The 25,322-nt window shown below is 45.4% G+C and carries 21 protein-coding genes; 5 read left to right on the top strand and 16 right to left on the bottom strand.

The features are described 5' to 3' along the window. The first annotated feature begins 32 nt into the window (after positions 1 to 32). From ICN17_RS08945 to dnaQ, 3 genes are read left to right on the top strand one after another with little or no spacing between them, the layout of a single operon-like run. Positions 33 to 1,343 (top strand): efflux RND transporter periplasmic adaptor subunit, encoded by a 1,311-nt coding sequence (locus ICN17_RS08945; protein ID WP_216237153.1) that lies wholly within the window; start codon positions 33 to 35, stop codon positions 1,341 to 1,343. After that, entirely contained in the window at positions 1,340 to 4,438 is a 3,099-nt protein-coding gene (locus tag ICN17_RS08950) for an efflux RND transporter permease subunit (RefSeq protein WP_216237155.1), read from the top strand. The genes ICN17_RS08945 and ICN17_RS08950 overlap by 4 nt, the downstream gene beginning before the upstream one ends. Next, positions 4,438 to 5,148, top strand: coding sequence for a DNA polymerase III subunit epsilon (gene dnaQ / locus ICN17_RS08955; protein WP_216237156.1), 711 nt, complete (start codon positions 4,438 to 4,440; stop codon positions 5,146 to 5,148). The genes ICN17_RS08950 and dnaQ overlap by 1 nt, the downstream gene beginning before the upstream one ends. 8 nt (positions 5,149 to 5,156) lie before the next feature. Here the strand turns inward: dnaQ and ICN17_RS08960 are convergent, their stop codons facing one another. Together ICN17_RS08960 and ICN17_RS08965 are read right to left on the bottom strand one after the other, a co-directional pair. After that, entirely contained in the window at positions 5,157 to 6,248 is a 1,092-nt protein-coding gene (locus tag ICN17_RS08960; protein ID WP_216861831.1) for a tartrate dehydrogenase, read from the bottom strand. A 55-nt stretch (positions 6,249 to 6,303) separates the two neighbouring features. Continuing rightward, on the bottom strand, positions 6,304 to 6,966 hold the full coding sequence (locus tag ICN17_RS08965) for a SprT family zinc-dependent metalloprotease (RefSeq protein ID WP_087910062.1): 663 nt from the start codon (positions 6,964 to 6,966) through the stop codon (positions 6,304 to 6,306). An 81-nt stretch (positions 6,967 to 7,047) separates the two neighbouring features. Between ICN17_RS08965 and ICN17_RS08970 the strand changes: the two genes are divergently transcribed. Beyond that, positions 7,048 to 8,358, top strand: a complete 1,311-nt coding sequence (locus tag ICN17_RS08970; RefSeq protein ID WP_216237157.1) for an amidase — start codon at positions 7,048 to 7,050, stop codon at positions 8,356 to 8,358. A gap of 7 nt (positions 8,359 to 8,365) precedes the next feature. Here ICN17_RS08970 and ICN17_RS08975 read toward each other — a convergent pair whose 3' ends face one another. Both ICN17_RS08975 and ICN17_RS08980 read right to left on the bottom strand, forming a co-directional pair. Beyond that, positions 8,366 to 9,328 (bottom strand): tripartite tricarboxylate transporter substrate binding protein, encoded by a 963-nt coding sequence (locus ICN17_RS08975; protein WP_255538411.1) that lies wholly within the window; start codon positions 9,326 to 9,328, stop codon positions 8,366 to 8,368. A gap of 53 nt (positions 9,329 to 9,381) precedes the next feature. Beyond that, positions 9,382 to 10,503: an NADH:flavin oxidoreductase/NADH oxidase gene (locus ICN17_RS08980; protein WP_216237159.1), complete on the bottom strand. Its 1,122-nt coding sequence runs from the start codon at positions 10,501 to 10,503 to the stop codon at positions 9,382 to 9,384. Between the two features lie 164 nt (positions 10,504 to 10,667). Here ICN17_RS08980 and ICN17_RS08985 point away from each other — a divergent pair, with 164 nt between their 5' ends. Continuing rightward, a complete protein-coding gene (locus tag ICN17_RS08985; RefSeq protein WP_087910066.1) occupies positions 10,668 to 12,188 on the top strand; it encodes a CoA-acylating methylmalonate-semialdehyde dehydrogenase in 1,521 nt (506 codons plus the stop codon). Between the two features lie 66 nt (positions 12,189 to 12,254). Here ICN17_RS08985 and ICN17_RS08990 read toward each other — a convergent pair whose 3' ends face one another. The 12 genes from ICN17_RS08990 to nuoE form a co-directional block, all read right to left on the bottom strand. Next, complete coding sequence (locus tag ICN17_RS08990; RefSeq protein ID WP_216237160.1) at positions 12,255 to 12,740, bottom strand: DUF1178 family protein; 486 nt, start codon at positions 12,738 to 12,740, stop codon at positions 12,255 to 12,257. A 65-nt stretch (positions 12,741 to 12,805) separates the two neighbouring features. Next, on the bottom strand, positions 12,806 to 13,405 hold the full coding sequence (locus ICN17_RS08995; RefSeq protein ID WP_216237161.1) for an NUDIX domain-containing protein: 600 nt from the start codon (positions 13,403 to 13,405) through the stop codon (positions 12,806 to 12,808). 130 nt (positions 13,406 to 13,535) lie between these two features. Continuing rightward, on the bottom strand, positions 13,536 to 15,035 hold the full coding sequence (nuoN, locus tag ICN17_RS09000) for an NADH-quinone oxidoreductase subunit NuoN (RefSeq protein ID WP_216237162.1): 1,500 nt from the start codon (positions 15,033 to 15,035) through the stop codon (positions 13,536 to 13,538). 10 nt (positions 15,036 to 15,045) lie between these two features. Continuing rightward, positions 15,046 to 16,512 carry an NADH-quinone oxidoreductase subunit M gene (locus ICN17_RS09005; RefSeq protein ID WP_087910070.1) on the bottom strand — a complete coding sequence of 489 codons (1,467 nt, stop codon included), beginning with the start codon at positions 16,510 to 16,512 and terminating at the stop codon, positions 15,046 to 15,048. Between the two features lie 24 nt (positions 16,513 to 16,536). Next, positions 16,537 to 18,594, bottom strand: a complete 2,058-nt coding sequence (nuoL, locus tag ICN17_RS09010) for an NADH-quinone oxidoreductase subunit L (protein ID WP_087910071.1) — start codon at positions 18,592 to 18,594, stop codon at positions 16,537 to 16,539. 2 nt (positions 18,595 to 18,596) lie between these two features. Next, positions 18,597 to 18,905 carry an NADH-quinone oxidoreductase subunit NuoK gene (nuoK, locus tag ICN17_RS09015; RefSeq protein WP_087910072.1) on the bottom strand — a complete coding sequence of 103 codons (309 nt, stop codon included), beginning with the start codon at positions 18,903 to 18,905 and terminating at the stop codon, positions 18,597 to 18,599. Then, on the bottom strand, positions 18,902 to 19,549 hold the full coding sequence (locus tag ICN17_RS09020) for an NADH-quinone oxidoreductase subunit J (RefSeq protein WP_087910073.1): 648 nt from the start codon (positions 19,547 to 19,549) through the stop codon (positions 18,902 to 18,904). The genes nuoK and ICN17_RS09020 overlap by 4 nt, the downstream gene beginning before the upstream one ends. A gap of 21 nt (positions 19,550 to 19,570) precedes the next feature. Beyond that, entirely contained in the window at positions 19,571 to 20,062 is a 492-nt protein-coding gene (nuoI, locus tag ICN17_RS09025) for an NADH-quinone oxidoreductase subunit NuoI (RefSeq protein WP_216237164.1), read from the bottom strand. Between the two features lie 11 nt (positions 20,063 to 20,073). Further along, complete coding sequence (gene nuoH / locus ICN17_RS09030) at positions 20,074 to 21,147, bottom strand: NADH-quinone oxidoreductase subunit NuoH (protein ID WP_216237166.1); 1,074 nt, start codon at positions 21,145 to 21,147, stop codon at positions 20,074 to 20,076. A gap of 8 nt (positions 21,148 to 21,155) precedes the next feature. Further along, positions 21,156 to 23,471 (bottom strand): NADH-quinone oxidoreductase subunit NuoG, encoded by a 2,316-nt coding sequence (gene nuoG / locus ICN17_RS09035; RefSeq protein WP_216237167.1) that lies wholly within the window; start codon positions 23,469 to 23,471, stop codon positions 21,156 to 21,158. Positions 23,472 to 23,502: 31 nt separating this feature from the next. Next, the gene (gene nuoF, locus ICN17_RS09040) at positions 23,503 to 24,801 is read right to left on the bottom strand and encodes an NADH-quinone oxidoreductase subunit NuoF (protein ID WP_216237169.1); all 1,299 of its coding nucleotides are present in this window, start codon (positions 24,799 to 24,801) and stop codon (positions 23,503 to 23,505) included. Continuing rightward, the gene (nuoE, locus tag ICN17_RS09045; protein ID WP_216237172.1) at positions 24,798 to 25,304 is read right to left on the bottom strand and encodes an NADH-quinone oxidoreductase subunit NuoE; all 507 of its coding nucleotides are present in this window, start codon (positions 25,302 to 25,304) and stop codon (positions 24,798 to 24,800) included. Before nuoE ends, nuoF begins: the two co-directional genes overlap by 4 nt. Positions 25,305 to 25,322 lie beyond the last annotated feature (18 nt).

Below are 25,322 nucleotides of genomic sequence, written 5' to 3' on the forward strand. Positions count from 1 at the left end.
TGGAACCCTATTAAAACCAAGAAAACGAGACTGTGTCAAAAATAGAATCTTCTCTCGATCAATTGTTTGCCAAATTAGTGCAAATCAAGGATACGGGTAAAGCGCGTCTTTGCGCCTTGTGGCAGAAATTGTCGCCTCACATGCATCCGCTCAAGAAAATGAATTACGCTGACACTAAAGTATTTGTCATCCGCTTTAAGTGGCGCATATTGTTGCTGTTGATTGTTCTTTACGCTGGCTCAAAAGCCTACGAATATTACTTCCCAGCGGCAGCTAAAAAAGGTGGTGGCCCTCAAACAATTACTAGCATCGTTGTTGAGAAAAAAGATATCCCACTCATTATTGAAGCGACTGGCACCACTGTCTCCAATAGCATTGTTGATATCCGACCCATGGTGACAAACACTGTTGCCAAAATTCATATTAAAGATGGTCAAGAAGTGAAAGAAGGACAACTTTTATTTACACTGGATGATCGCAATGACAAGGCAAATTACGAACGACTGAAAGCATTGGCCGATGATGCCCAGAAACAATACTTACGTGCCAAAGAATTAGTAGAGAAAAACTTTATTTCTAAGGCCGGCTTAGAGACATCCTTTGCTAATGCCAAGTCTGCAGCATCAGCAGCACGTTCTGCCGAGGTTCAGCTCTCCTTTGACTCTATTCGCTCACCGATTAACGGTAGAGCTGGCATCATTAACGTCTTCCCTGGCTCTTTGGTGCAGGCAAGCAATATCGTATCTACTGCAACAAACTCCACCGCTACTTCAAGCGTGGGCTCGATGGTGACCATCACGCAACTAAACCCAATCAATGTTCAGTTTGTGATCCCAGAAAAAGACATTCCCATCATTCTAGAAAATAGACAAGGTGATGCGCCATTGAATGTCAAGGTCACGATTGGCAATACTGGAAAAAATACCTATGAGGGTCAAGTTCTGGTGATTGATAACCAAGTCGACCCTCTAATTGCCGCAGTTCGCGTCAAGGCACAAATTCCAAATGAAAAGCTAGAAATACTTCCTGGGCAATTTGCACGGGTTTCGCTATTTGCAAATACCCTGAAAGATGTGATTGCCGTTCCCACGCAGGCAGTTGTGATTGGCCCCAATGGACGACTAGTGTATGTGGTTGACAAGGACGATAAGGTCACCGCAAAACCAGTGAAAGTGTCCTATGAATACCAGGGAATCTCAGTTATCACTGATATTAATTCTGGCGATCGCATCGTAGTTGAAGGCAAACAGAATTTGCGCAACGGCAGTAAGGTGCGCGAAGCAAAATCCTCCAAATCGGAAGCCGCCCCTGCTGATAAAACTCCTTCTACTGAGCAAAAATGACGCTTTCTGAGCTATGCATTAGACGTCCCGTGATGACGGTATTACTGTCTATTGCAACCGTCATTGCTGGCAGCGTTGCGTATTTTAAGATTCCAGTAGCCGCGCTTCCAAGTTTTAATACGCCAATCATTTCTGTCTCGGCTAGCCTACCTGGCGCCTCACCAGAAATCATGGCTTCGGCTGTAGCGCTCCCACTTGAAAAAGAATTTTCTACGATTGATGGCATCAAAGTCATTAGCTCCACCAACTCACTTGGTTCAACGAACGTTAGCCTGGAATTTACAAGCGATCGCGATATTGATAAAGCGGCAGTAGATGTCCAGGCCGCCCTCTTGCGGGCCCAACGACGTTTACCAATTGAAATGACAGTGCCACCTTCGTATCGGAAGATTAATCCTGCTGACACCCCTGTATTAATTGTGCGCATGAGTTCTCCGTCTATCAGTCTCTCTGAGATGAATGCTTATGCAGAAAATCTCATGTCACCAAACTTGTCCACTATTACCGGGGTCTCACAGGTTACGGTTTATGGAGCTAAGCGGTATGCAGTTCGAGTAAGCGTTCGGCCAGATGCTTTGGGTAATCGCAATATCACCATGGATGAGATCGCTGCAGCAATTAATAAAGCCAACACCAATAGCCCTGTTGGAACGCTTGATGGCCCGCGTCAACTCATCACAATCTATGCCAATCCACAGCTTGTCAGAGCCGAAGAGTTTGGCAACCTCATCGTTGCGCAGCGCAATGGTTACCCAATTTATCTCAAAGATGTTGCTGATGTTCAAGAGAGCTTTGAAGACGTTAAAACCTTTGCGTCGGCGAAGGGTGAGCGCTCTATAGCGATTGGTATTTTGCGCCAACCAAATGCCAATACTGTTGAGGTTGTTGACGCAATCAAAAAACTGCTGCCATCTCTAAAGGCGCAGATGCCGGAGTCGATTCAGCTAACACTGATTAACGACCGCTCCCTCTCAATTATTGAGTCTATTCATGATGTCAATGTAACGCTACTACTCACAATTGCGCTGGTTGTTTTAGTTATCTTTCTGTTTCTCAAGCATGCCTCTGCAACGATCATTCCCTCTATCAGCTTACCGATTTCCCTGATCGGCGCCTTCTTTGTTTTCTACTTTTTAGGCTATAGCCTCAATAACATTTCCTTATTGGGTATCACACTTGCTGTTGGCTTAGTGGTGGATGATGCAATCGTGGTACTTGAAAACATCATGCGCTATGTTGAAGAAGGCATGGATCCCTTAAAGGCTGCCTTAAAGGGTAGCAAAGAAGTTGGTTTTACGATCGCATCCATCTCATTGTCATTAGTTGCGGTATTTATTCCACTATTTTTTATGTCAGGCCCAATTGGCCTTTTATTTAGAGAGTTTGCTGTTGTTGTGACGCTGTCGATATTAGTCTCAGCCGTTGTCTCACTAACTGTAGTACCGATGCTATGCAGCCGCTTTTTACCCAAGCCAGGCGCTCATCAAAAAGAATACAAAATCACAAAGCAATTTGATCGTGCTTATGAATGGACTTTAAAAAGATATGTCCACTATCTAGATTTAGCCTTAGCAAACAGAAAAATGGTATTGATTGGGGCATTGGCTAGCTTTGTCATTACCATTGCCCTCTTTGTTTACAGCCCAAAAGGGTTCTTCCCAGAAGAAGATATCGGCCAATTACGTGTCACCGTAGAAGCCTCCGAAGACGTTTCTTTCAAAACAATGATGGCTTTACAAGATCAGGCAGCGAAAGTTGTTGATAGTGATCCCAACGTAGCAACATCTATATCTATTCTTGGTGGCAATCAAAGCTCAGGCCGTAACACCGGCAGATTCTTCATCATTCTGAAGCCTAAGGATGAGCGCCAGAAAATGAGCAAGGTCATGGAAGGTCTGAGGACTAAATTTCGGGAAATCCCCGGCATTCAGGTTTACATGAGCCCAGTACAAAATTTACAGTTGGGTGGCCGTAGTAGTAAAAGCCGCTATCAGTTCACACTGCAAAGCGTCGGCTTTGAGGGCGTGAATGAATGGGCAGATAAATTGTTGCAGAAAATGCGCGCAGATCCATTGTTTAGAGATGTTACTAGTGACTCGCAACTCAAGGGCTTGAATGTCAAGATCGAAATTGATCGAGAAAAAGCTGCTAGCGCTGGTGTATCTATCGCAGACATCCGTACCGCCCTCTACTCTTCATTTGGCGAGCGGCAAGTCTCCACAATCTATACCCCCGTCAACACCTATTACGTCATTTTAGAAACCGCAGAAAATGATCGTCAATTTGAAACCGATTTGAACAAGGTCTATGTGCGCGGTAGAGCTACAGATAAGTTGATCCCACTATCAAGTCTGGCGAGCTTTGTCAGAACCATAGGCCCGACGGCAGTAAATCATCAAGGACAGATTCCGGCGGTAACAATTTCTTTTAACTTAGCACCTGATGTTTTCTTGGGGGACGCAACTAAAGCAATTGATGGCTTTGTGAAGCAGGTTAATCTCCCGCCATCCATCATTACTAGTTATGGTGGTGATGCGGCTGTATTTAAAGATAACCAATCTGGTCAAGTGATCTTATTATTAGCTGCCTTGGGCGTCATTTATATCCTGCTTGGCGTTCTATACGAGAGCTATATTCATCCTCTCACTATTTTGGCAGGACTTCCATCAGCTGCTATTGGTGCAATTTTGGCTTTACGTATTTTTGGATTTGAGCTCACCATTGTTGCGTCGATTGGCATCCTATTGCTCATTGGTATTGTCAAAAAGAACGCCATTCTGATGATCGACTTCGCCTTAGAAGCTCAGCGCACTCAAGGCATGACGCCCGAAAAGGCAATTAGAGAAGCCTGCATCTTGCGCTTTCGCCCTATCATGATGACTACCATCGCTGCTCTGATGGGCGCCCTCCCGATAGCATTGGGCTTAGGTGCTGGCGCTGAACTGCGTCAACCCCTTGGTATTAGCGTTGCTGGTGGCCTGATCTTCTCTCAATTTGTAACGCTGATCATTACCCCCGTGATTTATCTTTACCTAGATAAATATGCGGGCAACGGTCCAATGCAGATTCCGCCATCCGTTCTTGAAGGAACCTAATGCGTCAAGTCATACTCGATACCGAAACAACTGGATTAAATCCGGCCACTGGTGACCGCATCATTGAAATTGGTTGCGTTGAGATGATTGGTCGTCGTTTAACGGATCGTACGTTTCACTATTACATCAATCCAGAACGCGATATCGATGCTGGTGCTTTTGCTGTTCACGGCCTATCCCGTGAATTTCTCTCTGATAAGCCCATCTTTGCCAATATCGTTGAGCAGCTCATCGAATTTGTAGATGGTGCAGAAATCGTCATTCATAACGCAGCCTTTGACTTAGGCTTCCTTGATAATGAATTTGCCTTACTCAAGCGCCCACCATTTCGCAATCTGGCTGCCAAGATCACCGATACATTGCTAGATGCTCGTCAGATGTTCCCCGGTAAACGTAACTCTTTAGATGCGCTTTGTGAGCGTTTTTCTATCAGCAACCAACATCGAACCTTGCACGGAGCGCTTTTGGATGCTCAGCTTTTAGCTGAAGTCTACGTTTCAATGACAAGAGGTCAAGAGGATCTCTCAATCGATCTAATTGACTACACTGTTGGCACCGATGCCTCTGGACATACCAAAGCCTTACCGACGGATTTCAAGATACTGGCAGCCAGCGAGGATGATCTCGCGCAACACGAAAAGATTCTTGCAGAAATTGCGAAAGCAAGTAAAAAGGACTCCGTATGGAGCCCTTTAAATACCGCCTCTTAAAACCTTATTTAAATAGCGGCGGCAATCGCCTTACCTAAATCATTGGTCTTTGCTGTACCACCAACATCTGGTGTTAATGGAGCATGACCGGGACCAGCGAGCAGAACCTTCTCAATTGCATTGAAAATTGCTTTGCCTGCCTCCGGATAACCAAGGTGATCTAACATCATGGCCCCACTCCAAATTTGACCAATTGGATTAGCAATCATCTTGCCATAGATATCAGGAGCTGAGCCATGAACCGGCTCAAATAATGATGGGAATTTACCTTCTGGGTTAATGCTTCCAGATGGTGCTACTGCAATCGTGCCAGTACATGCTGGGCCTAAGTCGGAGAGAATGTCTCCAAACAAATTACTTGCAACAACTACATCAAAGCGATCAGGATTCATCACAAAATGGGCTGACAATATATCAATGTGATATTTGTCGGTACGCACATCTGTAAATTTCTTGGACATTGCCTCTACGCGCTCATCCCAATATGGCATGGTGATTGCAATACCATTGGATTTAGTGGCAGAAGTTAAATGCTTTTTAGGGCGACTCTGAGCTAAATCAAAGGCGTATTTCAAAATGCGATCTACGCCCTGTCTTGTGAATACAGATTCTTGAATCACAAATTCACGATCGGTATCAGGGAACATCTTGCCGCCCACGCTGGAATACTCGCCTTCGGTGTTTTCACGAACAACGAAGAAATCAATATCGCCTGGCTTACGATTAGCCAAAGGGCAAGGAATGCCGGGCAATAAGCGGACTGGACGTAAATTGACGTATTGATCAAAGCCACGACGGAACTGAATTAAGCTGCCCCATAAAGAAACGTGGTCAGGAAGAATATCAGGCATGCCAACAGCGCCAAAAAAGATGGCGTCATATTTCATGAGAGTTTCAAACCAGTCGTCCGGCATCATCTTGCCGTGCTTGAGGTAGTAATCACAGCTAGCAAAATCAAAATGGTCAAACTGCATGCCTAGACCAAATTTACGATTTGCAGCCTCTAGTGCACGCACACCCTCAGGCATCACTTCTTTGCCAATTCCGTCACCAGGAATTACAGCGATTTTTGGGTTCTTGAAGATTTTTTTAGCGTTCATGGTTTATGTCTCAATGATTAATAGTTCTATTTAATGCAATCGGATAATTTATACACTAGCTGATGGCACGGCGGATTTGATCTGGAGCAGACTTACCGCCCTTAGTCACTGAATCACTATCGTACTCAGTCGTATTTTCAATCGTTTCCGGAGCATCCTCAAGCATACGGATATTATCCTTCGGACAGATGGGCGCCCCATAACTAGCCCATTTTTTGAGCAAAGTGACCTCGTAGCCACATTGACCGCATTTAGCCTTGCTACGGCTCGCATTACTGGGTCTTGGTGGTGGGAAAACAATCGCCTGGTGCGGATATGGGCCAAGTTCTTGACTGATCATCATGAGCTTCACAGTCAACTCTTCGGTAGCATGTGCCATCCTAGCAGGACCTTCTAATCCTACTGTTTGAGCAATCCCCTTGAAGTCCTCTCCATGACCACTAAAACAGTCATCTACAGCATGACATAGCTCATGCACCAAGGTATCGAGCAGCTGTACTGGATCATCAATTTTGGGAGAGATAAAGATCTCGTTAACACCACCTCCAGAACGTTCTCTTGGCCAGCATTGGCCCAAGGTTGTTCGAGGGCTGCTGGAGGCTGGAAAGCCACAGGAAACTCTTACTGGAGGAATGGCATAACCAGCCTTAGAAAATACAGGCTCAAGGTGTCTAACGGCATCTTCAAGCCATGCTTCACGGACAGAATGTTGCTTCATTGATCTACTTGCTTTGCGCTAATGAGGGGATTTTAAAACGGTAAATTGCGATCATACGCCACCAACCGTAGAATATCGTCTATGAAAGATCTAGAAAGCCTCAGCGCATCCCAAGCAGCAAAAGCCCTGTCCAAAAGAGAGATTAAGGCCACTGATTTACTCCTATCCTGTCTAGACCGTATTGGCCAGCGAGAAAGCATCGTCAAGGCTTGGGTAAGCCTTGGTAAGGAGAATGCCTTAACAAGAGCGAAAGAGCTCGATAAGGGGGCAATTCAGGGTCTGCTGCATGGCCTGCCAATTGGGGTTAAAGATTTATTTGACACCTACGACCTACCAACCGCCTATGGGTCACCTATTTATCAAAATAACTATCCTAGCTCGGATGCTGTTTCAGTCGCCCTGATGCGACAAGCTGGCGGAATTATTTTAGGCAAGACCGTCACAACAGAATTTGCTTCCTTCAAGGGTGGCATCACCACTAACCCTCATAACAAGAAACACACCCCCGGGGGTTCTTCTAGCGGCTCTGCAGCTGCAGTAGCCGACTTTATGGTGCCATTAGCTACTGGCAGTCAAACCGCCGGTTCAATTATTCGCCCTGCATCTTATTGTGGCGTAGTTGGCTTTAAACCGAGTCTTGGAAAAGTGAGTATCGCTGGTGCTAAAAGCTTATCGATATCCATGGATGTTTTAGGCTGCTTTGGCCGGAGTGTAGAAGATGTTGCCCTCGGGATTGCGGCTATGAGTGGTGATCATGAGCTTGCTACTGTTAATGATCTCCATAACAAACCCAAAATTGGTATTTGCAAAACTGCTAATTGGGCTCATGCCCAAAAAGAAACTACTACTGCATTAGCAGTTGCAAGGCATGCTGCAGAATCTATTTGCAAAGGCACCGTTAGCGATCAAAAACTTCCTAAGGCATGTGATGGTTTAACGCAGGCTCAAACCAACATCATGATGTCAGAGATGTCTCGTAGCCTGCTTTTTGAACGCGTCCACTTTCCTAAAAAAATTAATCCCTTAATCAGTAAATTACTAAACGATGGCGCGCTCATTAGCTATGAGCAATATGCCAAAGATCTATTGATGGTTGAGAGTGCTAAAGCCTCAGTAGCAGATCTCTTTAGTAATGAGATTGATATCTTGATTGCCCCAAGCGCCACAGGGGAAGCACCATTAATTAAAGATGGTACAGGCGACCCTATTTTTTGCAGAGACTGGAGCATGCTTGGACTACCCTGCATCAATATCAATGTAGCCAGTGGACCCAATGGCTTACCAGTAGGCGTTCAACTGATTGCCGGCCCAGGCAAAGACCATTTCTTATTAAGTGCAGCTAGAGCATTTGCACTAGCGTTGCCTGATCCCGTTTTGAGAGATCAGGCATAAAGCATTCTTAATCTAGTGTGATGTTCGCTGTCTTAATTGCTTTACTCCAAAATGGCAACTCTTTTTTCAACAAAGTATCCATCTGGCCTGGGTTGAGGTAACGCACCTCAATACCAGCGGTATCAGCGCGCTCCTTAACTTCAGGTAAGGCCAAACTTTGTTTTACTGAATCCGTTAACTTGGTCACCACTGGAGCAGGTGTGCCAGCAGGCGCATATAGTGCGACCCAAGACTCTAATTGGAATGATGGTAGGCCAGCTTCTGCAGTTGTTGGAACATTTGGCATGCCAGGGTGGCGATTTTTACCTGTCACTGCCAAGCCTTTCAGCTTGCCACTCTGAACGTGCTGCATTAATGATGGTGGGGTACTAATAAAAACTTGTACCTGACCAGCCAATACATCCTGAATAGCGGGACCAGATCCCTTATATGGCACATGAACCATATCAACGCCAGTGGTCTGCTTAAAAATTTCTGTACCAATATGGGAGACTGAACCGTTTCCTTGGGAAGCGTAATTTAACTTACCAGGATTGGCTTTAGCGTAAGCAATAAACTCTTTTAAGTTATTCACTGGAATCGAAGGATGAACAGCGATCACATTGGTGGAGATCGTTAGTAAGGCGATTGGTGTGAAGTCTTTTAATGGATCCCAGGATAGTTTTTCAAATAGCGCGGGATTGCCAACGTGATAACCAGAATAAGAAATGAGCAATGTATAGCCATCCGGCTTGGCCTTAGCAACAAATTGATATGCGGTATTGCCACTAGCGCCCGGTTTGTTATCAACTACAACAGGTTGACCGATTACGCGGGTCAAAGGCTCACTGAGAAGTCGTGCAGATGTATCTACAAGGCCACCTGGTGGATTAGGTACAACCAGGGTAATGGGTCGGTCTGGAAATGTCTGCGCACCAGCAAGCTGAGTTACTGTAGCGAAAGCCACAGTTAACAATAATTTATAGGTCATGTGTACTTTTCTCATAACGGTCTCCTAGAATTTTTCAATACTTTTTTAGTAGTTTATCGCTGCCCTACTTTAACGCTTCCGAAAACAGCCTGGGCCTCCCTTGGCAGGCAGCGCCAGTAACGCTCATTCGCAGTCACCGTAGCACCCAGGGCGGCGGCTGCCTCCCATCCCCAACGGGGCTTGTAAAGGAAGGCTCTGGCCAGAGCAATGAGGTCGGCATCATTGTCTTGCAAGATTGCCTCAGCCTCATGAGGATCAGTAATCAAACCCACTGTCATGGTTGGTAAGCCTGATTGCTCTTTCACAATCTTTGCAAATGGCACTTGGTATCTTGGCCCTAAAGCAATTTTTTGCTTGGGAGAAATTCCACCTGAAGAAATATGAACAAAATTGCAACCTAAGGGTTTTAATTGTTTTGCAAAATCAGCAGTCTGTTCTGGTGTCCAGCCACCTTCAATCCAATCGCTAGCCGAAATACGAATACCCAAAACGCCTTGATAAGCAGCTCTTACTGCAGCGAATAACTCTAATGGAAATCGAATACGGTTTTCAAATGAACCGCCGTATTCGTCATTACGTTGATTGGCGATTGGTGATAAGAATTGATGCAGCAAATAGCCATGAGCACCATGGAGCTCAATGCCATCCACACCGATACGCTCTGCACGTTTTGCTGCAATGACAAAGTCTTCAATCAGTTGTTTGAGTTCGGCTTTGGATAATTCATGTGGAAGACGCTCTCCTTCAAGCTGAGGAATTGCAGAAGGTGCTAGGGTTTCCCAACCACCCTGATCAGTTGATAGCAGTTGGCCGCCATCCCAAGGAGTTGCACTCGAGGCTTTACGTCCGGCATGAGCAAGTTGAATAAATACCGGGATTGGTGGTGCTAACTTACGCGCACGACTTAATTTATCTTTTAGAGCAGCCTCAGTGCGGTCATCCCACAAACCTAAACATGCGGGAGTAATTCGGCCTTCAGGAGTAACGCCCGTTGCCTCAATAATGAATAAAGAAGCGCCGCTATTTAATAAATTACCCCAATGCATTAAATGCCAGTCTGTTGACTCACCATTATTTGCCGAGTATTGGCACATTGGGGCAACCACAATGCGATTGGCTAATTCCAATGATCCACGCGGTGAATTCAGGGTGTAGCTAGAGAACAAAAGACTCATGGGATACCTTAAAAAGCAGAAATTAGTCCAAAATTACGAAAATGATGCTTAAGCGATAAAATACTCCAAAAGCAGAATAAACGAGACAAAGAAGTCTTGCTGACCCGGCGGTTAGTAGACCTCAGATGCCCAAAAACCCATATATGAAATAACCAGACGAGACTATGAACGCACCCAAAGCCTTTGATTCAAATGCTGATATCGGCCACTATGTTGGCGGCAATGTAGTAAATCCTAAAGATGGTCGCTTTGCCGATGTCTATAACCCCGCAAAGGGAGCTGTAGCACGCCGCGTAGCCCTCGCCAGCCGCAAGGAAGTAGATGCTGTAGTAGCAGTTGCTCAAAAGGCTTTTGAAAGCTGGGGGCAGACTAGCCCCTTAAGACGAGCCCGCATTCTTTTCAAATACTTGGAGTTGCTCAACGCCAATCGTGATGAATTAGCAGCCATCATTACTGCTGAACATGGCAAAGTATTTACTGATGCTCAAGGAGAAGTTACTCGCGGCATTGAAATTCTAGAATTTGCTACTGGCATCCCTGAATTGCTCAAGGGTGACTACACCGAACAAGTTTCTACTGATATCGATAACTGGATCATGCGCCAACCATTAGGCGTGGTTGCTGGTGTTACCCCATTTAACTTCCCAGTCATGGTGCCAATGTGGATGTTCCCGGTTGCTATTGCCTGCGGTAACACCTTCATTCTAAAGCCAAGCCCAACTGATCCATCAGCCTCATTGTTTATGGCTAAACTTCTGAAGGAAGCTGGTTTACCAGACGGCGTATTTAACGTGGTTCAGGGCGATAAAGAAGCGGTAGATGCCTTGATTGAAAATCCCGACGTTAAAGCGGTGAGCTTTGTTGGCTCCACACCAATTGCTAATTATATTTATGAGCGTTGCGCTCACTTTGGCAAACGCTCACAGGCTTTAGGTGGTGCTAAGAACCACATGGTCATCATGCCTGACGCTGATATTGATAAGGCTATTGATGCGCTGATTGGTGCCGCATACGGCTCTGCAGGCGAACGCTGTATGGCGATTTCAGTAGCGGTACTGGTTGGTGATGTTGCAGATAGAATCATGCCAAAACTGATCGAGCGCACTAAAACTCTCAAAGTTAAGAATGGTATGGAGCTAGATGCCGAAATGGGCCCTATCGTTACCAAGGCGGCCTTAGAGCGTATTACTGGCTATATCGAGAGCGGCGTTGCTTCTGGCGCCAAATTATTAGTGGATGGTCGCGGCTTAAAAGTGCCGGGCAATGAAAACGGTTTCTTTATCGGCGGCACCCTCTTTGATAATGTAAAGCCAGATATGAAGATTTATCTTGAAGAAATCTTCGGACCAGTTCTCTCCTGCTTGCGAGTAGCAAACTTTACTGACGCTCTTAATCTAGTGAACTCGTGTGAATTTGGCAATGGCGTTGCTTGCTTTACCAGTGATGGCAATATCGCTCGTGAGTTTGCCCGTCGTGTTCAAGTTGGCATGGTTGGCATCAATGTGCCGATTCCAGTGCCGATGGCTTGGCATGGCTTTGGCGGTTGGAAGAAGTCCATCTTTGGTGATATGAATGCCTATGGCAAAGAAGGTGTTCGCTTCTATACCAAGCAAAAGAGTGTGATGCAGCGCTGGCCTGAGAGTATTGCTAAAGGCGCAGAGTTTGTGATGCCGACCTCAAAGTAATACGACAGTTCAATAAAAATAGCGATCTACGGATCGCTATTTTTTTGCTCTGAATGATTGGGCTTCTTATTGCAGTGTGTTTTTAAACGCTGGCATCAAGGGCATTGCTAAAACATCAATACCCTCTTCTCTTAAGGCCTCTGCCTCATCTAATGTAGTCTGACCACGAATACTACGCTCTGGAGATTCCTTGTAGTGAATCTTTCTAGCTTCTTCAGCAAATGAATTGCCAACATCCTCAGATCGGCCCATGAGTTCACGCATTCCCTTTAAAAAGGCAGCCTGAACTTGAGCTTCTAGATGAGAATGATCTGGGCCCGTCAACGCAACCACATCACCACTCAAACTGCCCGCATCTGTTTTAGAGACAGTCAAATCCGTCGAAGAAGATTTAGCGATATGGGGAGCAGAAGGCATACGAGAAATATCCGTGCTATCGCATACAGGGCAGGCAAGCATCCCCTTATCCTGTTGAGACAGGAAATCCTCCTCAGAGGCGAACCACCCTTCAAAGCGGTGTTCTAAGGGGCAAGCAAGGTTATAAACTTTCATAAAACCTATATAGGGGCAAAAGTACTAAATTCAATAGCACTATTTTAATCGGGTTTGCATAAACCCTATTTAGTCGGCTGGGGATGCACTAAACCTCGACGGTAACGATCTAGCCAGTAGGTAGAGATGGTGGTTTTAACATCGGTAATCTCGCCTTCTTCAACCCAAGCAATGAGCTGCTCAAGGGGCGCTGCAAAAACATCCAAAAACTCTTCTTGGTCTAAATGACTGGCCCCAGGCACTAAATCCTCAGCTAAATAGATGTCAATGAATTCGGTTGAATAAGAAATCACTGGATGTATGCGACGAATATAGCTCCATTTTTTTGCTGTATAGCCAGTTTCCTCTGCAAGCTCTCTTTGTGCACACACTAGCGGGCTCTCATTAAGATCTAATTTACCCGCCGGAATTTCAATACAAGCTTTGGCAATTGGATAACGATATTGACGCTCTAAGAGCACCCTACCATCTTCTAATAAAGCAACGATAGCAACAGCCCCAGGATGGGTTAAGTATTCCCTAACAGTCTCTTGTCCGTCAGGCAATGACACTTTATCTCGCTTCATCTTGAGGAAAATACCCCCATAGATATCTTCTCCAGAAATGCGGTCCTCTCGCAAATGCTGATCGCCGCTGGGTAAATCTTTAAATGATTTCTCGGTCATAAATGATCGTTCTCGTCTTTGATTACCTGATGATACAAAACTTCAATGACACTGTAGTAATACGTATCTAGTTATCCTAAAACAATAAAGGCCCCTAATTGGAGCCTTTATATCTGGTTCAGAATCAGGATTAAGAACCCAGTAAAGTGCGGCGCATAGCGTCAAGACAAAGACTCATTAAACCAGCAGGAACAATGCCAAGCGCCAACACTAAAATGCAATTGAGGCTCAGGATGCCCTTTGCATAGCCAGAGCCACTTACAGCCATCTCATGTACTGGCTCATCGAAGTACATCACCTTCACTACGCGCAAGTAATAGAAAGCACCAATCAGAGAAGCCATGACAGCAATAATGGCCAAGAAGGTATGCTCTCCATCAACCAAAGCTTCTAGAACACCCAATTTAGCGGCAAAGCCAACGGTTGGCGGAATACCAGCTAAAGAGAACATCATCACCAGACCAATAAAGGCAAACCAAGGATGCTTCTTATTGAGACCTTTGAGGCCATCCAAAGTTTCACAGTCATAGCCCTTGCGTGAGAGCACCATTAACAAACCGAAGGTACCTAGTGTAGTTAATACATAGGTAATGGCATAAAACATCGAGGCGCTAAATGCATGCTCATCAAAGACTGACAACATGCCCAATAGGACGAAGCCCATTTGCGCAATCGCGGAATAGGCCAACATCCGTTTGACGTTAGTTTGGGCAATCGCAGTAACGTTACCAACAACCAATGAAAGCACTGCTAATACCACCAACATTGGCTGCCAATCACCCATGAGCGGCAACAAAGTGTTGATCAATAAACGGAATAGCAAGGCAAATGCAGCGATCTTAGGTGCAGCGGCAATCATCAGCGTTACTGCTGTTGGTGCACCTTGATACACATCTGGCACCCACATGTGAAAAGGAACAACGCCGAGCTTAAATGCCAGGCCAGACACAATAAAGACCAAGCCAAAGGCCATTACCAAATGATTAATACGGGGATCAGCAACTGTTTTAAAGATCTCAATCAGATCAAGCGAGCCTGTTACGCCATAAAGCATGGACATGCCATACAGCAAAAATCCCGAGGCTAAGGCACCCAATATGAAGTACTTAATACCAGCTTCTACACTCTTCTCGCTGTTATGGCGCATCGCTACCAGTGCATAGGTAGGCAATGCCATTAACTCTAGACCGAGATATAAGGTCAAGAGATTTGCACCAGAGATCAATACCATTTGACCAAGCAATGCTAATAACGCCAGAACAATAAAGTCTGGACGGAACAGTGCACGATCAGTGAGGTACTGCTTGGAGTAAATCAAACTAACTAGTACGGCGCCACATGAACAGGCTTTGAGTAAATTAGAGAATGGGTCTGATTGAAATAAGCCATTCATAGCTACAAGCGCTGGATCTCCCATGCGGCCCATGAATGCAAAAATCAGATAAACCAACAAGATGATGGTGAAGAAATATACAAAGCCTACTCCGCGTGGAGTATGGAAGATGTCCTGCTCTACAGCTGGAGTAGCAACGACTCTCTCGGGTACATAAACACTGGCAACCAATAACAAGCAGGTTGCTACAAGTAAAACGAGTTCCGGCAGGACGGCGTATAGATCAAATTCTTGCATTTGCTTTTACTCAGAGTTTGCTTACAGCAACATGCTGCAGCAGATTAATGACGGCAGGATGGATGATGTCTGTAAATGGTTTTGGATATACGCCCATACCAATCACACAGATACTTAATACAGTCATCATGAAAAATTCGCGGGCATTGAGGTCCTTTAATTCCTCAACATGGGCATTGGTGATAGCACCGAAGAATACGCGCTTAACCATCCACAATGAATATGCCGCACCAAGAATCAAGGCTGTTGAAGCTAAGATACCGATCACAAAGTCGTAATCTACCGCTGCCAATATCACCATAAATTCACCAACGAATCCAGAGGTTGCTGGTAAACCGCAGTTGGCCATCGCCATCAATACTGCAAAAGCAGTGAATGCTGGCATGCGATGCACGACTCCGCCGTAATCAGCAATCTGACGGGTATGCATACGATCATAGAGCACGCCAATCGAAAGGAACATCGCGCCGGCCACAAAACCATGGGAAATCATCTGAACAATACCGCCCTCAATACCTAATGGGCTAAAGAGGAAGAAGCCAAGGGTTACGAAGCCCATGTGCGCAACCGATGAATAGGCTACGAGCTTTTTCATATCCTTTTGTACCAAGGCTACTGCACCTACATAAATAACGGCAACCAATGATAGGAAGATGATGAAAGGGCCGAGGTATTGGCTCGCATCTGGAGCGATTGGCAATGAGAAGCGCAAGAAACCATAAGCGCCAAGCTTCAACATGATCGCCGCCAAGACTACAGAACCGCCTGTAGGTGCTTCGACGTGCACGTCTGGTAACCAAGTATGCAACGGCCACATTGGTACCTTTACCGCAAAAGCCATGAAGAATGCAAAGAACAACAAGATTTGCTCAACGATATCGAGGCGGGCATTTTGCCAAACCAAGATATCAAAGCTATTGGTCACGTTATACAAATACAGCATGGCAACCAAGGTCAACAAGGATCCAAGCAAGGTATACAAGAAGAATTTAAATGCTGCGTAGATACGGTTATGACCACCCCATACGCCAATGATGATGTACATCGGTATTAAGGTTGCTTCAAAGAAGACATAGAACAACAAGGCATCAAGAGCACAAAATACGCCGATCATCAATCCAGAAAGGATCATGAATGAGGCCATGTATTGCGATACTTTGGTATCAATCACTTCCCAGGCAGCAATCACCACAAAAATATTGATGAATGCTGTCAGCACAATGAACCAAACAGAAATACCGTCAATACCAAGGAAATAATTAATGTCGTAACGCGGTATCCAGCTAATCTTCTCTACAAACTGCATCCCTGGATTAGCAATATCAAACTGGATAATCAAAGGTAGCGTTGCAATGAAGCCGATGATTGATCCAATGAGCGCTAACCAGCGAACACCAGCAGATGGCTTCTCAGACCCATAGAACAAAATAATGAGTCCAAAAACAATCGGGGTCCAGATGGCGTAAGAAAGAATCATAATGGCTACTTAAGTAACAAAGGCCTAGCGAACAAAAGGCAGGTAAGCATACAAAACCCAAGCTAGCAATGCCGCTAAGCCTGCAATCATTGCAAAGGCATAGTGGTAGAGGTAACCGGATTGCAAATGGCGGATTACACCGGCAAAGCGACCTACTGTGTAAGCGCTGCCGTTAACAAAGAAACCGTCAATGACCTTCTGGTCACCACGATGCCATAAGATCCCGCCGATCCAAATCAGACCTTTAGCAAAGACTGCTTGATTCAAATCATCAAGATAGTATTTGTTATCAAATAATTTTTTGATTGGCGCAAAAGTTTCTGCAAATTTAGCAGGCAACTTCGGAGCCCAGAGATAACCAATTGCAGCTGTTAACACGCCGAGCACAACTAAGAGCAATACTGGCGTACTAAAAGCATGGATTGCCATTGCAATAGGGCCATGGAACTCATCTTCGAGCTCTTTCATGATCGGATGACGTACCACATCAATAAAGATAGAGTCGCCAAAGAATGTGCCGAATAATAATGGCGTGATGGTGTAAAAACCAATAATCACAGAAGGGATAGCCAAGAGAATCAATGGCACAGTGACCACCGCTGGAGACTCATGCGGTTTTTCGCCGGGAGCCAAACCATGATGTGCATGGTCGTCGCCCTGCTCTGCATGCTCATGATGATCATGTGCATGTGAATCAGCATGACCCCAGCGTGCTTTGCCGTGGAAGACCCAGAAATACAAACGGAATGAATACAAGGCTGTTACAAAGACGCTTGCCATCACAGCAAAATAAGCGAAGCCTGAGCCAGGAATATGGCTCGCAGCAACTGCTTCAATGATGGAATCTTTGGAATAAAAGCCGGAGAAGAATGGTGTGCCAATCAGGGCCAAGTTTCCTAGCAACATCATGAGGCAAGTAATAGGCATGTATTTCCAGAGACCGCCCATCTTGCGCATATCTTGTTCGTGGTGCATACCCAAGATCACGCTACCGGCTGCAAGGAATAAAAGTGCCTTGAAGAATGCGTGTGTCATCAAGTGAAAGATTGCCACTGGATAGGCTGATACACCCAAAGCTACAGTCATGTAGCCCAATTGGGACAGGGTTGAATAAGCAACTACCCGTTTGATATCGTTTTGCACAATACCCAAGAAGCCCATGAAGAGCGCAGTAATAGAGCCAATGATTAAGATGAAACTCAGGGCCACATCCGATAGCTCAAATAATGGTGACATGCGTGACACCATGAAGATTCCTGCGGTAACCATCGTCGCCGCATGAATCAATGCCGAAATGGGAGTTGGGCCTTCCATCGAATCTGGCAGCCAAACGTGTAAGGGGAATTGTGCCGATTTACCCATAGCACCAATAAATAAGCAGATACAGGCAACCGTAAGCAAGCTCCAGTTGGTGCCAGGTAAGGTCTGTGCTGCTAAGGCAGCGTTTTGAGCAAAGATTACGTCATATTGCATTGAGCCAGTGCTTGCAAGCAATAAACCGATACCCAAAATGAAACCAAAGTCACCAACACGGTTTACCAAGAACGCTTTCATATTGGCAAATACAGCAGACTGACGCTCAAAATAGAAGCCAATCAGAAGGTAGGAAACTACGCCCACTGCTTCCCAACCAAAGAAGAGTTGCAAAAGGTTATTGCTCATCACCAACATCAACATGGCGAAGGTAAACAAAGAAATATAAGAGAAGAAACGGTTGTAGCCCTCTTCACCTTTCATGTAGCCAATGGTATAAATGTGGACCATGAGGGATACAAAAGTCACTACACACATCATGGTGGCGGTCAATGGATCAATTAAGAATCCAATATCCAGATTCAACTCACCTAATTGCATCCAGCGGTACACAGTACCGTTGAAATAGAAACCATCCATTACCTGCACTAATACATTGCAAGAGAGTGCAAAGGCAATCGCTACCCCTAAGATCGTGACAAATTGACAAGCGCCATGACCAATTCGGTTACCCCCCAATTTAGTGCCAAAGAAACCGGCAATCATGGAGCCAATCAATGGCGCCAGCGGAATTGCGCAGAGAACGGGAATATTTAAGGTCAATTGCATGACTAGCCTTTTAGGTGGTCAAGATCATCGGCATTAATCGTGTCAACCTTACGGAAGAGCACAACCAAGATTGCCAAACCGATAGCTGCCTCAGCAGCTGCCACAGTCAAAATAAAGAATACGAATACTTGACCTGCCATATCACCCAAATAATGAGAGAAGGCAACAAAGTTCATATTGACCGCCAGAAGCATCAATTCGATTGCCATCAAGAGCACGATGACGTTCTTACGATTTAAGAAGATACCAATCACGCTGGTAGCAAATAGAATTGCGCCAAGCACTAAATAGTGAGCTAGAGTGATATTCATTTCTTCTCCCCTCTAGTATCTTGCTTGGCACCCATATCTGAGCCCATTTTTACAACGCGCATCCGGTCAGCTGCAACCACATTAACTTGCTCATGAATATTCTGAGATTTGGAATCTTTGCGATTACGCAGTGTTAATGCCACGGCAGCAATAATTGCTACTAAAAGAATTACGCCAGCAACTTCAAAGGCATAAACGTAATCTACGAAAATCAATCTGCCCAGAGCCAAGGTATTGTTTGCAGCAATCTCTTCCGGCATCGGCTGCACAGGTGCATTTGTACCGATGAAGCTACGAATAATCACGATCGATAGTTCTAAAACGATAACAGCACCCATTAAGAATGCAACCGGGAGATATTTTCTAAAGTCACGACGTAAATGCTCTAAATCGAGATCCAACATCATGACCACGAATAGGAAAAGAACCATTACGGCACCAACATAAACCAAGATGAGCGCTAGACTCAAGAACTCAGCCTTCAGCAGCATCCAAAGACCGGAAGCACAGAAGAATGCAAGAACTAAAAACAGCGCAGCATGTACTGGGTTGCGCGCTGTAATCACGCGTAATGCAGAAATAACTAGCAAGCCTGCAAACGCGTAAAAGAAAACCGCAAATAAAGTGGATGGATCAAATGTCATGGTGATGTGTGCTCTATCCGATTAGCGATAAGGTGCATCAACTGCACGGTTAGCGGCAATGTCTTTCTCGTACTTATCGCCTACAGCCAAAAGCATGTCTTTTGTGAAATACAAGTCGCCGCGCTTATCGCCAAAATATTCAAAAATATTGGTTTCAACGATCGCATCAACTGGACAAGCTTCTTCACAGAAACCACAGAAGATGCATTTAGTCAAATCAATGTCATAGCGGGTTGTACGACGTGTACCGTCATCACGCTGCGCAGTTTCGATCGTGATGGCGTATGCAGGACATACTGCTTCACACAACTTACAGCCAATACAACGCTCTTCACCGCTTTCATAGCGACGCAAAGCATGGAGTCCACGGAAACGTGGAGACAATGGTGTTTTCTCTTCTGGATACTGAACAGTAATTTTTGGTTTAAAGAGATAACGACCGGTAATCGACATACCAGTCAAAATATCTTTAAGCATCAAGCTATCGAGGAATTGGGAAATTTTCTTAAACATGATTGATCAACTTATTTCCAAATATTCCATGGAGACACTACCCATGCGCCAACGACAACCACCCAAAATACTGAGATGGGAATAAAGATCTTCCAGCCCAAACGCATAATTTGGTCATAGCGATAGCGTGGCAAAGTGGCTCGCAACCAAATCACACAGGACAATAGGAAGAAGGTTTTACCAAATAGCCAGAAGAAACCTGGGATATCTCGCAGAATCGGCAAATCAACAATAGGCAACCAACCACCGAGGAACATGATCGATGCCACTGCTGCAATCAAAATCATGTTGGCGTATTCAGCCAAGAAGAACATCGCAAAAGACATGCCTGAGTACTCAACCATGTGACCCGCAACAATTTCAGACTCACCCTCAACCACGTCAAATGGGTGACGATTGGTTTCAGCAACGCCAGAAATAAAGTAAATCAAGAACATTGGTAGCAATGGCAACCAGTTCCAAGAAAGGAAGTTCAGACCCATGTCTGCAAAGAAGCCTTGCTCTTGTGAAGCAACAATAGTGCTCAGATTCAAAGAGCCCGAGGTCAATAAGACGGTGACCAAAGCAAAGCCCATAGCAATCTCATAAGAGATCATTTGTGCTGAAGCACGCATTGCACCTAAGAATGGGTATTTAGAGTTAGAGGACCAACCAGCCAGAATGACACCATACACACCAATCGATGAAATCGCCATGATGTATAGCAAGCCAGCATTGACATCAGCAAGTACCATCTTGGCTTGAAATGGAATCACTGCCCAAGCTGCAAAAGCAGGCATGATGACCATGATTGGCGCAATAAAGTACAAAACCTTAGAAGCCTGAGCAGGAGCAATAATCTCCTTCATCAAAAGCTTCAAGGCATCAGCAATCGGTTGTAACAACCCCAATGGACCAACGCGATTAGGCCCCAGACGGATATGCATCCAACCAATGAGCTTTCTTTCCCAGAGCGTTAAATACGCTACGCAGCCAAACATTGGCAATACGATGATGACAATACGCACCAAAGCCCAAACTAGCGGCCACAAAGAACCGAAGATAGCTTCGCCTTGGGTTGTGATGAGGTTCAAGAAATTATCCATCTCGTACCTTAGGCCTTACTCACAGTCAATGGACCAAACATCGATCCTAATTTAGCACTAGCCATGGTGCCTGCAGATACTCTGACTGTGCCTGACGCTAGATTTACCTCTAGTGTTGCTGGCATATCAACAGACTGACTTCCTTGGGATACACGGATTGCATCACCCTCTTTCAAGCCAAGTTCTGTAAAGAGTTTTTGATTTAAGCCAACCTGATTGCCGCGTTTTGCATCGCGTGTTAATTGCAAGGCTGGTGAGCGACGCACAATTGGGTCGCCAGCATAAATATTGACATCAGCCAAACGCTCAAGACCATCAAATGGCGCAAGATTGCCATTGGTAATAGTGTTACTGATTGCTTTGTTATTTAAGTGAGTGCAATAGTTCTCATTCAGAGCCTCACCCAATACTTCTTCAGGCAAGTTAAATAAGAATCCATCAAGTCCTAAGAGACCGCCTAGTACACGCAGCACTTTCCATGCTGGACGGGAGTCACCCAAAGGCTTCACAGAAGGTTGAATGGTCTGCGTCCTGCCTTCTGCATTAACAAACGTTGAAACGGTTTCTGTAAATGGAGAGATCGGTAGGATAACGTCAGCAAGCTCAAGCAAATCAGCGCTCTGATAAGCGCTCAATGCAATGACCGTATTTGCCTTGGCCAAGGCTGCACGAGCTTGAGCTGGATTTGGTAAATCACTATCTGGCTCGATATTCATTAATACCACCGCGCGACGGTCACCTGAGAGCACTGATTCAACGCCAGCACCATTTGCGTTGACCAAGGCGGCTCCAACAGCATTACCACCAACCGGTAGGAAACCTAATGTAGAACCAGTTTGATCTGCAATAAATTGCGCCATCACATGTAAATCAGATGCATGGTGATGTGCAACTGCTGATGATCCAAGCAATACAGCCTTGCTTTCGCCAGAAATGAGGCTATCAGCAATCTTTTGTGCTGCTGGAGATACCGCTAAATTGAATGTTCCTGCTGGAGCAGAAACAGATTTTGCTTTTGCTACTGCCAATGCTACTTCGCTCAAGGTATTGAGCCAAGCACTAGGTGCAGCTGAAATACCGCTACTTGGAATGAACCAGTCATCACCACCAGCATCAATGCGCATTACTTGCAAGCCACGCTTGGCAGCAGTACGGATGCGCGCAGCAATGATAGGTTGATCCTTGCGCAGGAAGCTACCAATGAACAGTACGCGATCTAGCTCGCTTAATTTAGCAACTGGCATACCTAACCAAGGCGCACCTGCAGCTGCCTTCACATCGGTTTGACGTAAACGTGTTTCAACTTGGCTAGAACCTAAGCCGCGGACTATCTTTTGTAAGAGATGCAATTCTTCGGTGCTAGAGATTGGATGGGCTAATGCGCCAATAGACTCCGGGCCACTTTCGGCAGCAATCGTCTTTAATGAGTGCGCAACATAATCGAGCGCTGATTGCCAGTCTGTTTCCAACCACTGACCGCCCTGCTTGACCATAGGCGTAGTCAGGCGATCACTGCTATTCAAACCTTCATAGGAGAAGCGATCACGGTCGCTAATCCAACATTCATTGATGGCTTCATTTTCTAAGGCCACAACACGCATCACTTTGTTGGCTTTTGTCTGTACTGTAGTGTTAGCACCCAAACTATCATGCGGACTTACAGAACGCTTACGACCCAATTCCCAAGTACGAGCTTCATAACGGAATGGTTTGCTGGTTAATGCACCCACTGGACATAAGTCGATCATGTTTCCAGACAACTCTGAATCGACTGTTTGACCAACAAAGGTCGTAATTTCTGAATGCTCGCCACGATTGATCATGCCCAACTCCATCACGCCGGCAACTTCTTGACCAAAACGGACGCAACGGGTGCAATGAATACATCGGGTCATCTCCTGCATAGAGATCAATGGACCAACATTCTTATGGAATACAACACGCTTCTCTTCGTCGTAGCGTGAATTTGACTTGCCATAACCAACAGCCAAGTCTTGTAATTGGCACTCACCACCTTGGTCACAAATTGGGCAATCTAATGGGTGATTAATCAGCAAGAACTCCATCACAGAGCGTTGCGCCTCTACCGCTTTAGCAGAATGAGTAAATACCTTCATACCTTGAGTCACTGGTGTAGCGCAAGCAGGCAATGGTTTAGGAGCCTTCTCTACTTCCACTAAACACATACGGCAGTTAGCAGCAATAGACAGTTTCTTGTGATAGCAGAAATGGGGAACGTAGGTGCCGAGCTTATTCGCGGCGTGCATCACCATCGAACCTTGCGGAACTTCTACCGTCTTACCATCCAATTCGATTTCTACCATGCTCACTTTAAGATGTCCCGTACTCAATTACTTATAAAGGTTGTGCAGAATCTAAGCAGCGCTTATGTTCTACGTGATACGCAAATTCATCCATGTAATGCTTCAACATGCCACGCACTGGCATTGCAGCAGCATCACCCAAGGCGCAAATCGTACGTCCTTGGATATTAGCTGCTACATCGTTGAGTAAATCCAAATCTTCTGGACGTCCTTGACCATGTTCAATACGATGCACAATGCGCCATAGCCAGCCGGTACCTTCACGACATGGGGTGCATTGGCCACAAGACTCTTCGTGATAGAAATATGACAAGCGTTCCAATGCACGAACCATACAACGCGTTTCATTCATCACAATCACAGCACCTGAACCAAGCATCGAACCAGCTTTTGCAATACTGTCGTAATCCATCGTCAGATCCATCATCTGAGCACCCGGAACTACTGGAGCAGATGAACCACCAGGAATAACTGCCTTCAATACTTTGCCATCACGCATACCACCAGCAAGTTTCAGCAACTCAGCAAACGGTGTGCCTAATGGAATCTCGTAGTTTCCTGGATGTACTACATCACCAGAGACGGAGAAAATCTTAGTTCCGCCATTGTTAGGCTTACCGAGGTCTAAATAGGCCTGACCACCAATTGCCAAAACAAATGGCACGGCAGCAAAAGTCTCCGTGTTATTAATCGTAGTTGGCTTGCCATATAGACCAAAACTTGCAGGAAATGGTGGCTTAAAGCGTGGTTGTCCTTTTTTACCTTCTAAAGACTCCAGCAATGCAGTTTCTTCACCGCAAATATATGCACCCCAACCTGGAGAGGCATGTAATTGGAAGGAGAAATCACTTCCTAGAATCTTGTTGCCCAAGTACCCAGCAGCACGAGCCTCTTCTAAGGCCTCTTCAAAGCGTGAATACACTTCCCAAATTTCACCGTGAATATAGTTATATCCAACCGAAATACCCATGGTGTAAGCACCAATGATCATCCCCTCAATCAAAGCATGAGGGTTGTACCGCATGATGTCGCGGTCTTTAAAAGTACCAGGCTCACCTTCGTCGCTATTACAAACTAAATATTTTTGCCCTGGGAACTGACGTGGCATAAAACTCCACTTCAATCCCGTCGGGAAACCTGCGCCGCCGCGACCACGCAATGATGATGCTTTTAATTCTGTGATGATGGCATCAGGCGCAACTTTATCGTTAATTAAACGACGCAACTGTTGATAACCACCGCGACTCTCATAATCTTTTAAACGCCAGTTATCGCCATTTAATCCAGCAAGGATCAAGGGCTTAATGTGGCGATCGTGCAAGCTGGTCATGCTGCTTTCCCCTCTGCACGAAGTTCACTCAGCAGTGAATCAATTTTTTCTTTACTCATAAAGCTGCACATACGCTTGTCGTTCACGAGCATCACTGGTGAATCACCGCATGCACCCATGCACTCACCCTCTTTGAGAGTAAAGGTACCGCAAGACGTGGTTTCATTAAAACCAATACCCAGAGTTTCTTTAAGATAATTTGCAGCTGTTTCACCATGAGTCAATTGGCAAGGTAAGTTTGTGCAGATCACTAACTTATATTTACCAATAGGCTTGATGTTGTACATATTGTAGAAAGTAGCCACTTCATCAACTGCAATGGTTGGCATTTCTAATATTTTCGCAACAGTTGCAATGACTTCAGGCGACACCCAACCTACCTCGGTTTGGGCAGCAATTAAAGCAGCCATTACAGCAGATTGCTTTTGCTCTGGAGGATACTTCGCCACATTGCGAGCAATGTCTGCAAGTGTTTTAGCGGATAGTTGAAGAGTTGTTGTCATTAAATAATCCTTGGCGCG

Origin of the sequence: Polynucleobacter sp. 73C-SIWE (assembly GCF_018882465.1) — a bacterium.
In the GTDB taxonomy this organism is placed as follows: domain Bacteria; phylum Pseudomonadota; class Gammaproteobacteria; order Burkholderiales; family Burkholderiaceae; genus Polynucleobacter.

Coding starts and splice junctions, on each gene's coding strand:
- ICN17_RS08950 (WP_216237155.1), top strand. CDS start 1,340: ATGACGCTTTCTGAGCTATGCATTAGACGTCCCGTGATGACGGTATTA.
- dnaQ (WP_216237156.1), top strand. CDS start 4,438: ATGCGTCAAGTCATACTCGATACCGAAACAACTGGATTAAATCCGGCC.
- ICN17_RS08960 (WP_216861831.1), bottom strand. CDS start 6,248: ATGAACGCTAAAAAAATCTTCAAGAACCCAAAAATCGCTGTAATTCCT.
- ICN17_RS08965 (WP_087910062.1), bottom strand. CDS start 6,966: ATGAAGCAACATTCTGTCCGTGAAGCATGGCTTGAAGATGCCGTTAGA.
- ICN17_RS08970 (WP_216237157.1), top strand. CDS start 7,048: ATGAAAGATCTAGAAAGCCTCAGCGCATCCCAAGCAGCAAAAGCCCTG.
- ICN17_RS08975 (WP_255538411.1), bottom strand. CDS start 9,328: ATGACCTATAAATTATTGTTAACTGTGGCTTTCGCTACAGTAACTCAG.
- ICN17_RS08980 (WP_216237159.1), bottom strand. CDS start 10,503: ATGAGTCTTTTGTTCTCTAGCTACACCCTGAATTCACCGCGTGGATCA.
- ICN17_RS08985 (WP_087910066.1), top strand. CDS start 10,668: ATGAACGCACCCAAAGCCTTTGATTCAAATGCTGATATCGGCCACTAT.
- ICN17_RS08990 (WP_216237160.1), bottom strand. CDS start 12,740: ATGAAAGTTTATAACCTTGCTTGCCCCTTAGAACACCGCTTTGAAGGG.
- ICN17_RS08995 (WP_216237161.1), bottom strand. CDS start 13,405: ATGACCGAGAAATCATTTAAAGATTTACCCAGCGGCGATCAGCATTTG.
- nuoN (WP_216237162.1), bottom strand. CDS start 15,035: ATGCAAGAATTTGATCTATACGCCGTCCTGCCGGAACTCGTTTTACTT.
- ICN17_RS09005 (WP_087910070.1), bottom strand. CDS start 16,512: ATGATTCTTTCTTACGCCATCTGGACCCCGATTGTTTTTGGACTCATT.
- nuoL (WP_087910071.1), bottom strand. CDS start 18,594: ATGCAATTGACCTTAAATATTCCCGTTCTCTGCGCAATTCCGCTGGCG.
- nuoK (WP_087910072.1), bottom strand. CDS start 18,905: ATGAATATCACTCTAGCTCACTATTTAGTGCTTGGCGCAATTCTATTT.
- ICN17_RS09020 (WP_087910073.1), bottom strand. CDS start 19,549: ATGACATTTGATCCATCCACTTTATTTGCGGTTTTCTTTTACGCGTTT.
- nuoI (WP_216237164.1), bottom strand. CDS start 20,062: ATGTTTAAGAAAATTTCCCAATTCCTCGATAGCTTGATGCTTAAAGAT.
- nuoH (WP_216237166.1), bottom strand. CDS start 21,147: ATGGATAATTTCTTGAACCTCATCACAACCCAAGGCGAAGCTATCTTC.
- nuoG (WP_216237167.1), bottom strand. CDS start 23,471: ATGGTAGAAATCGAATTGGATGGTAAGACGGTAGAAGTTCCGCAAGGT.
- nuoF (WP_216237169.1), bottom strand. CDS start 24,801: ATGACCAGCTTGCACGATCGCCACATTAAGCCCTTGATCCTTGCTGGA.
- nuoE (WP_216237172.1), bottom strand. CDS start 25,304: ATGACAACAACTCTTCAACTATCCGCTAAAACACTTGCAGACATTGCT.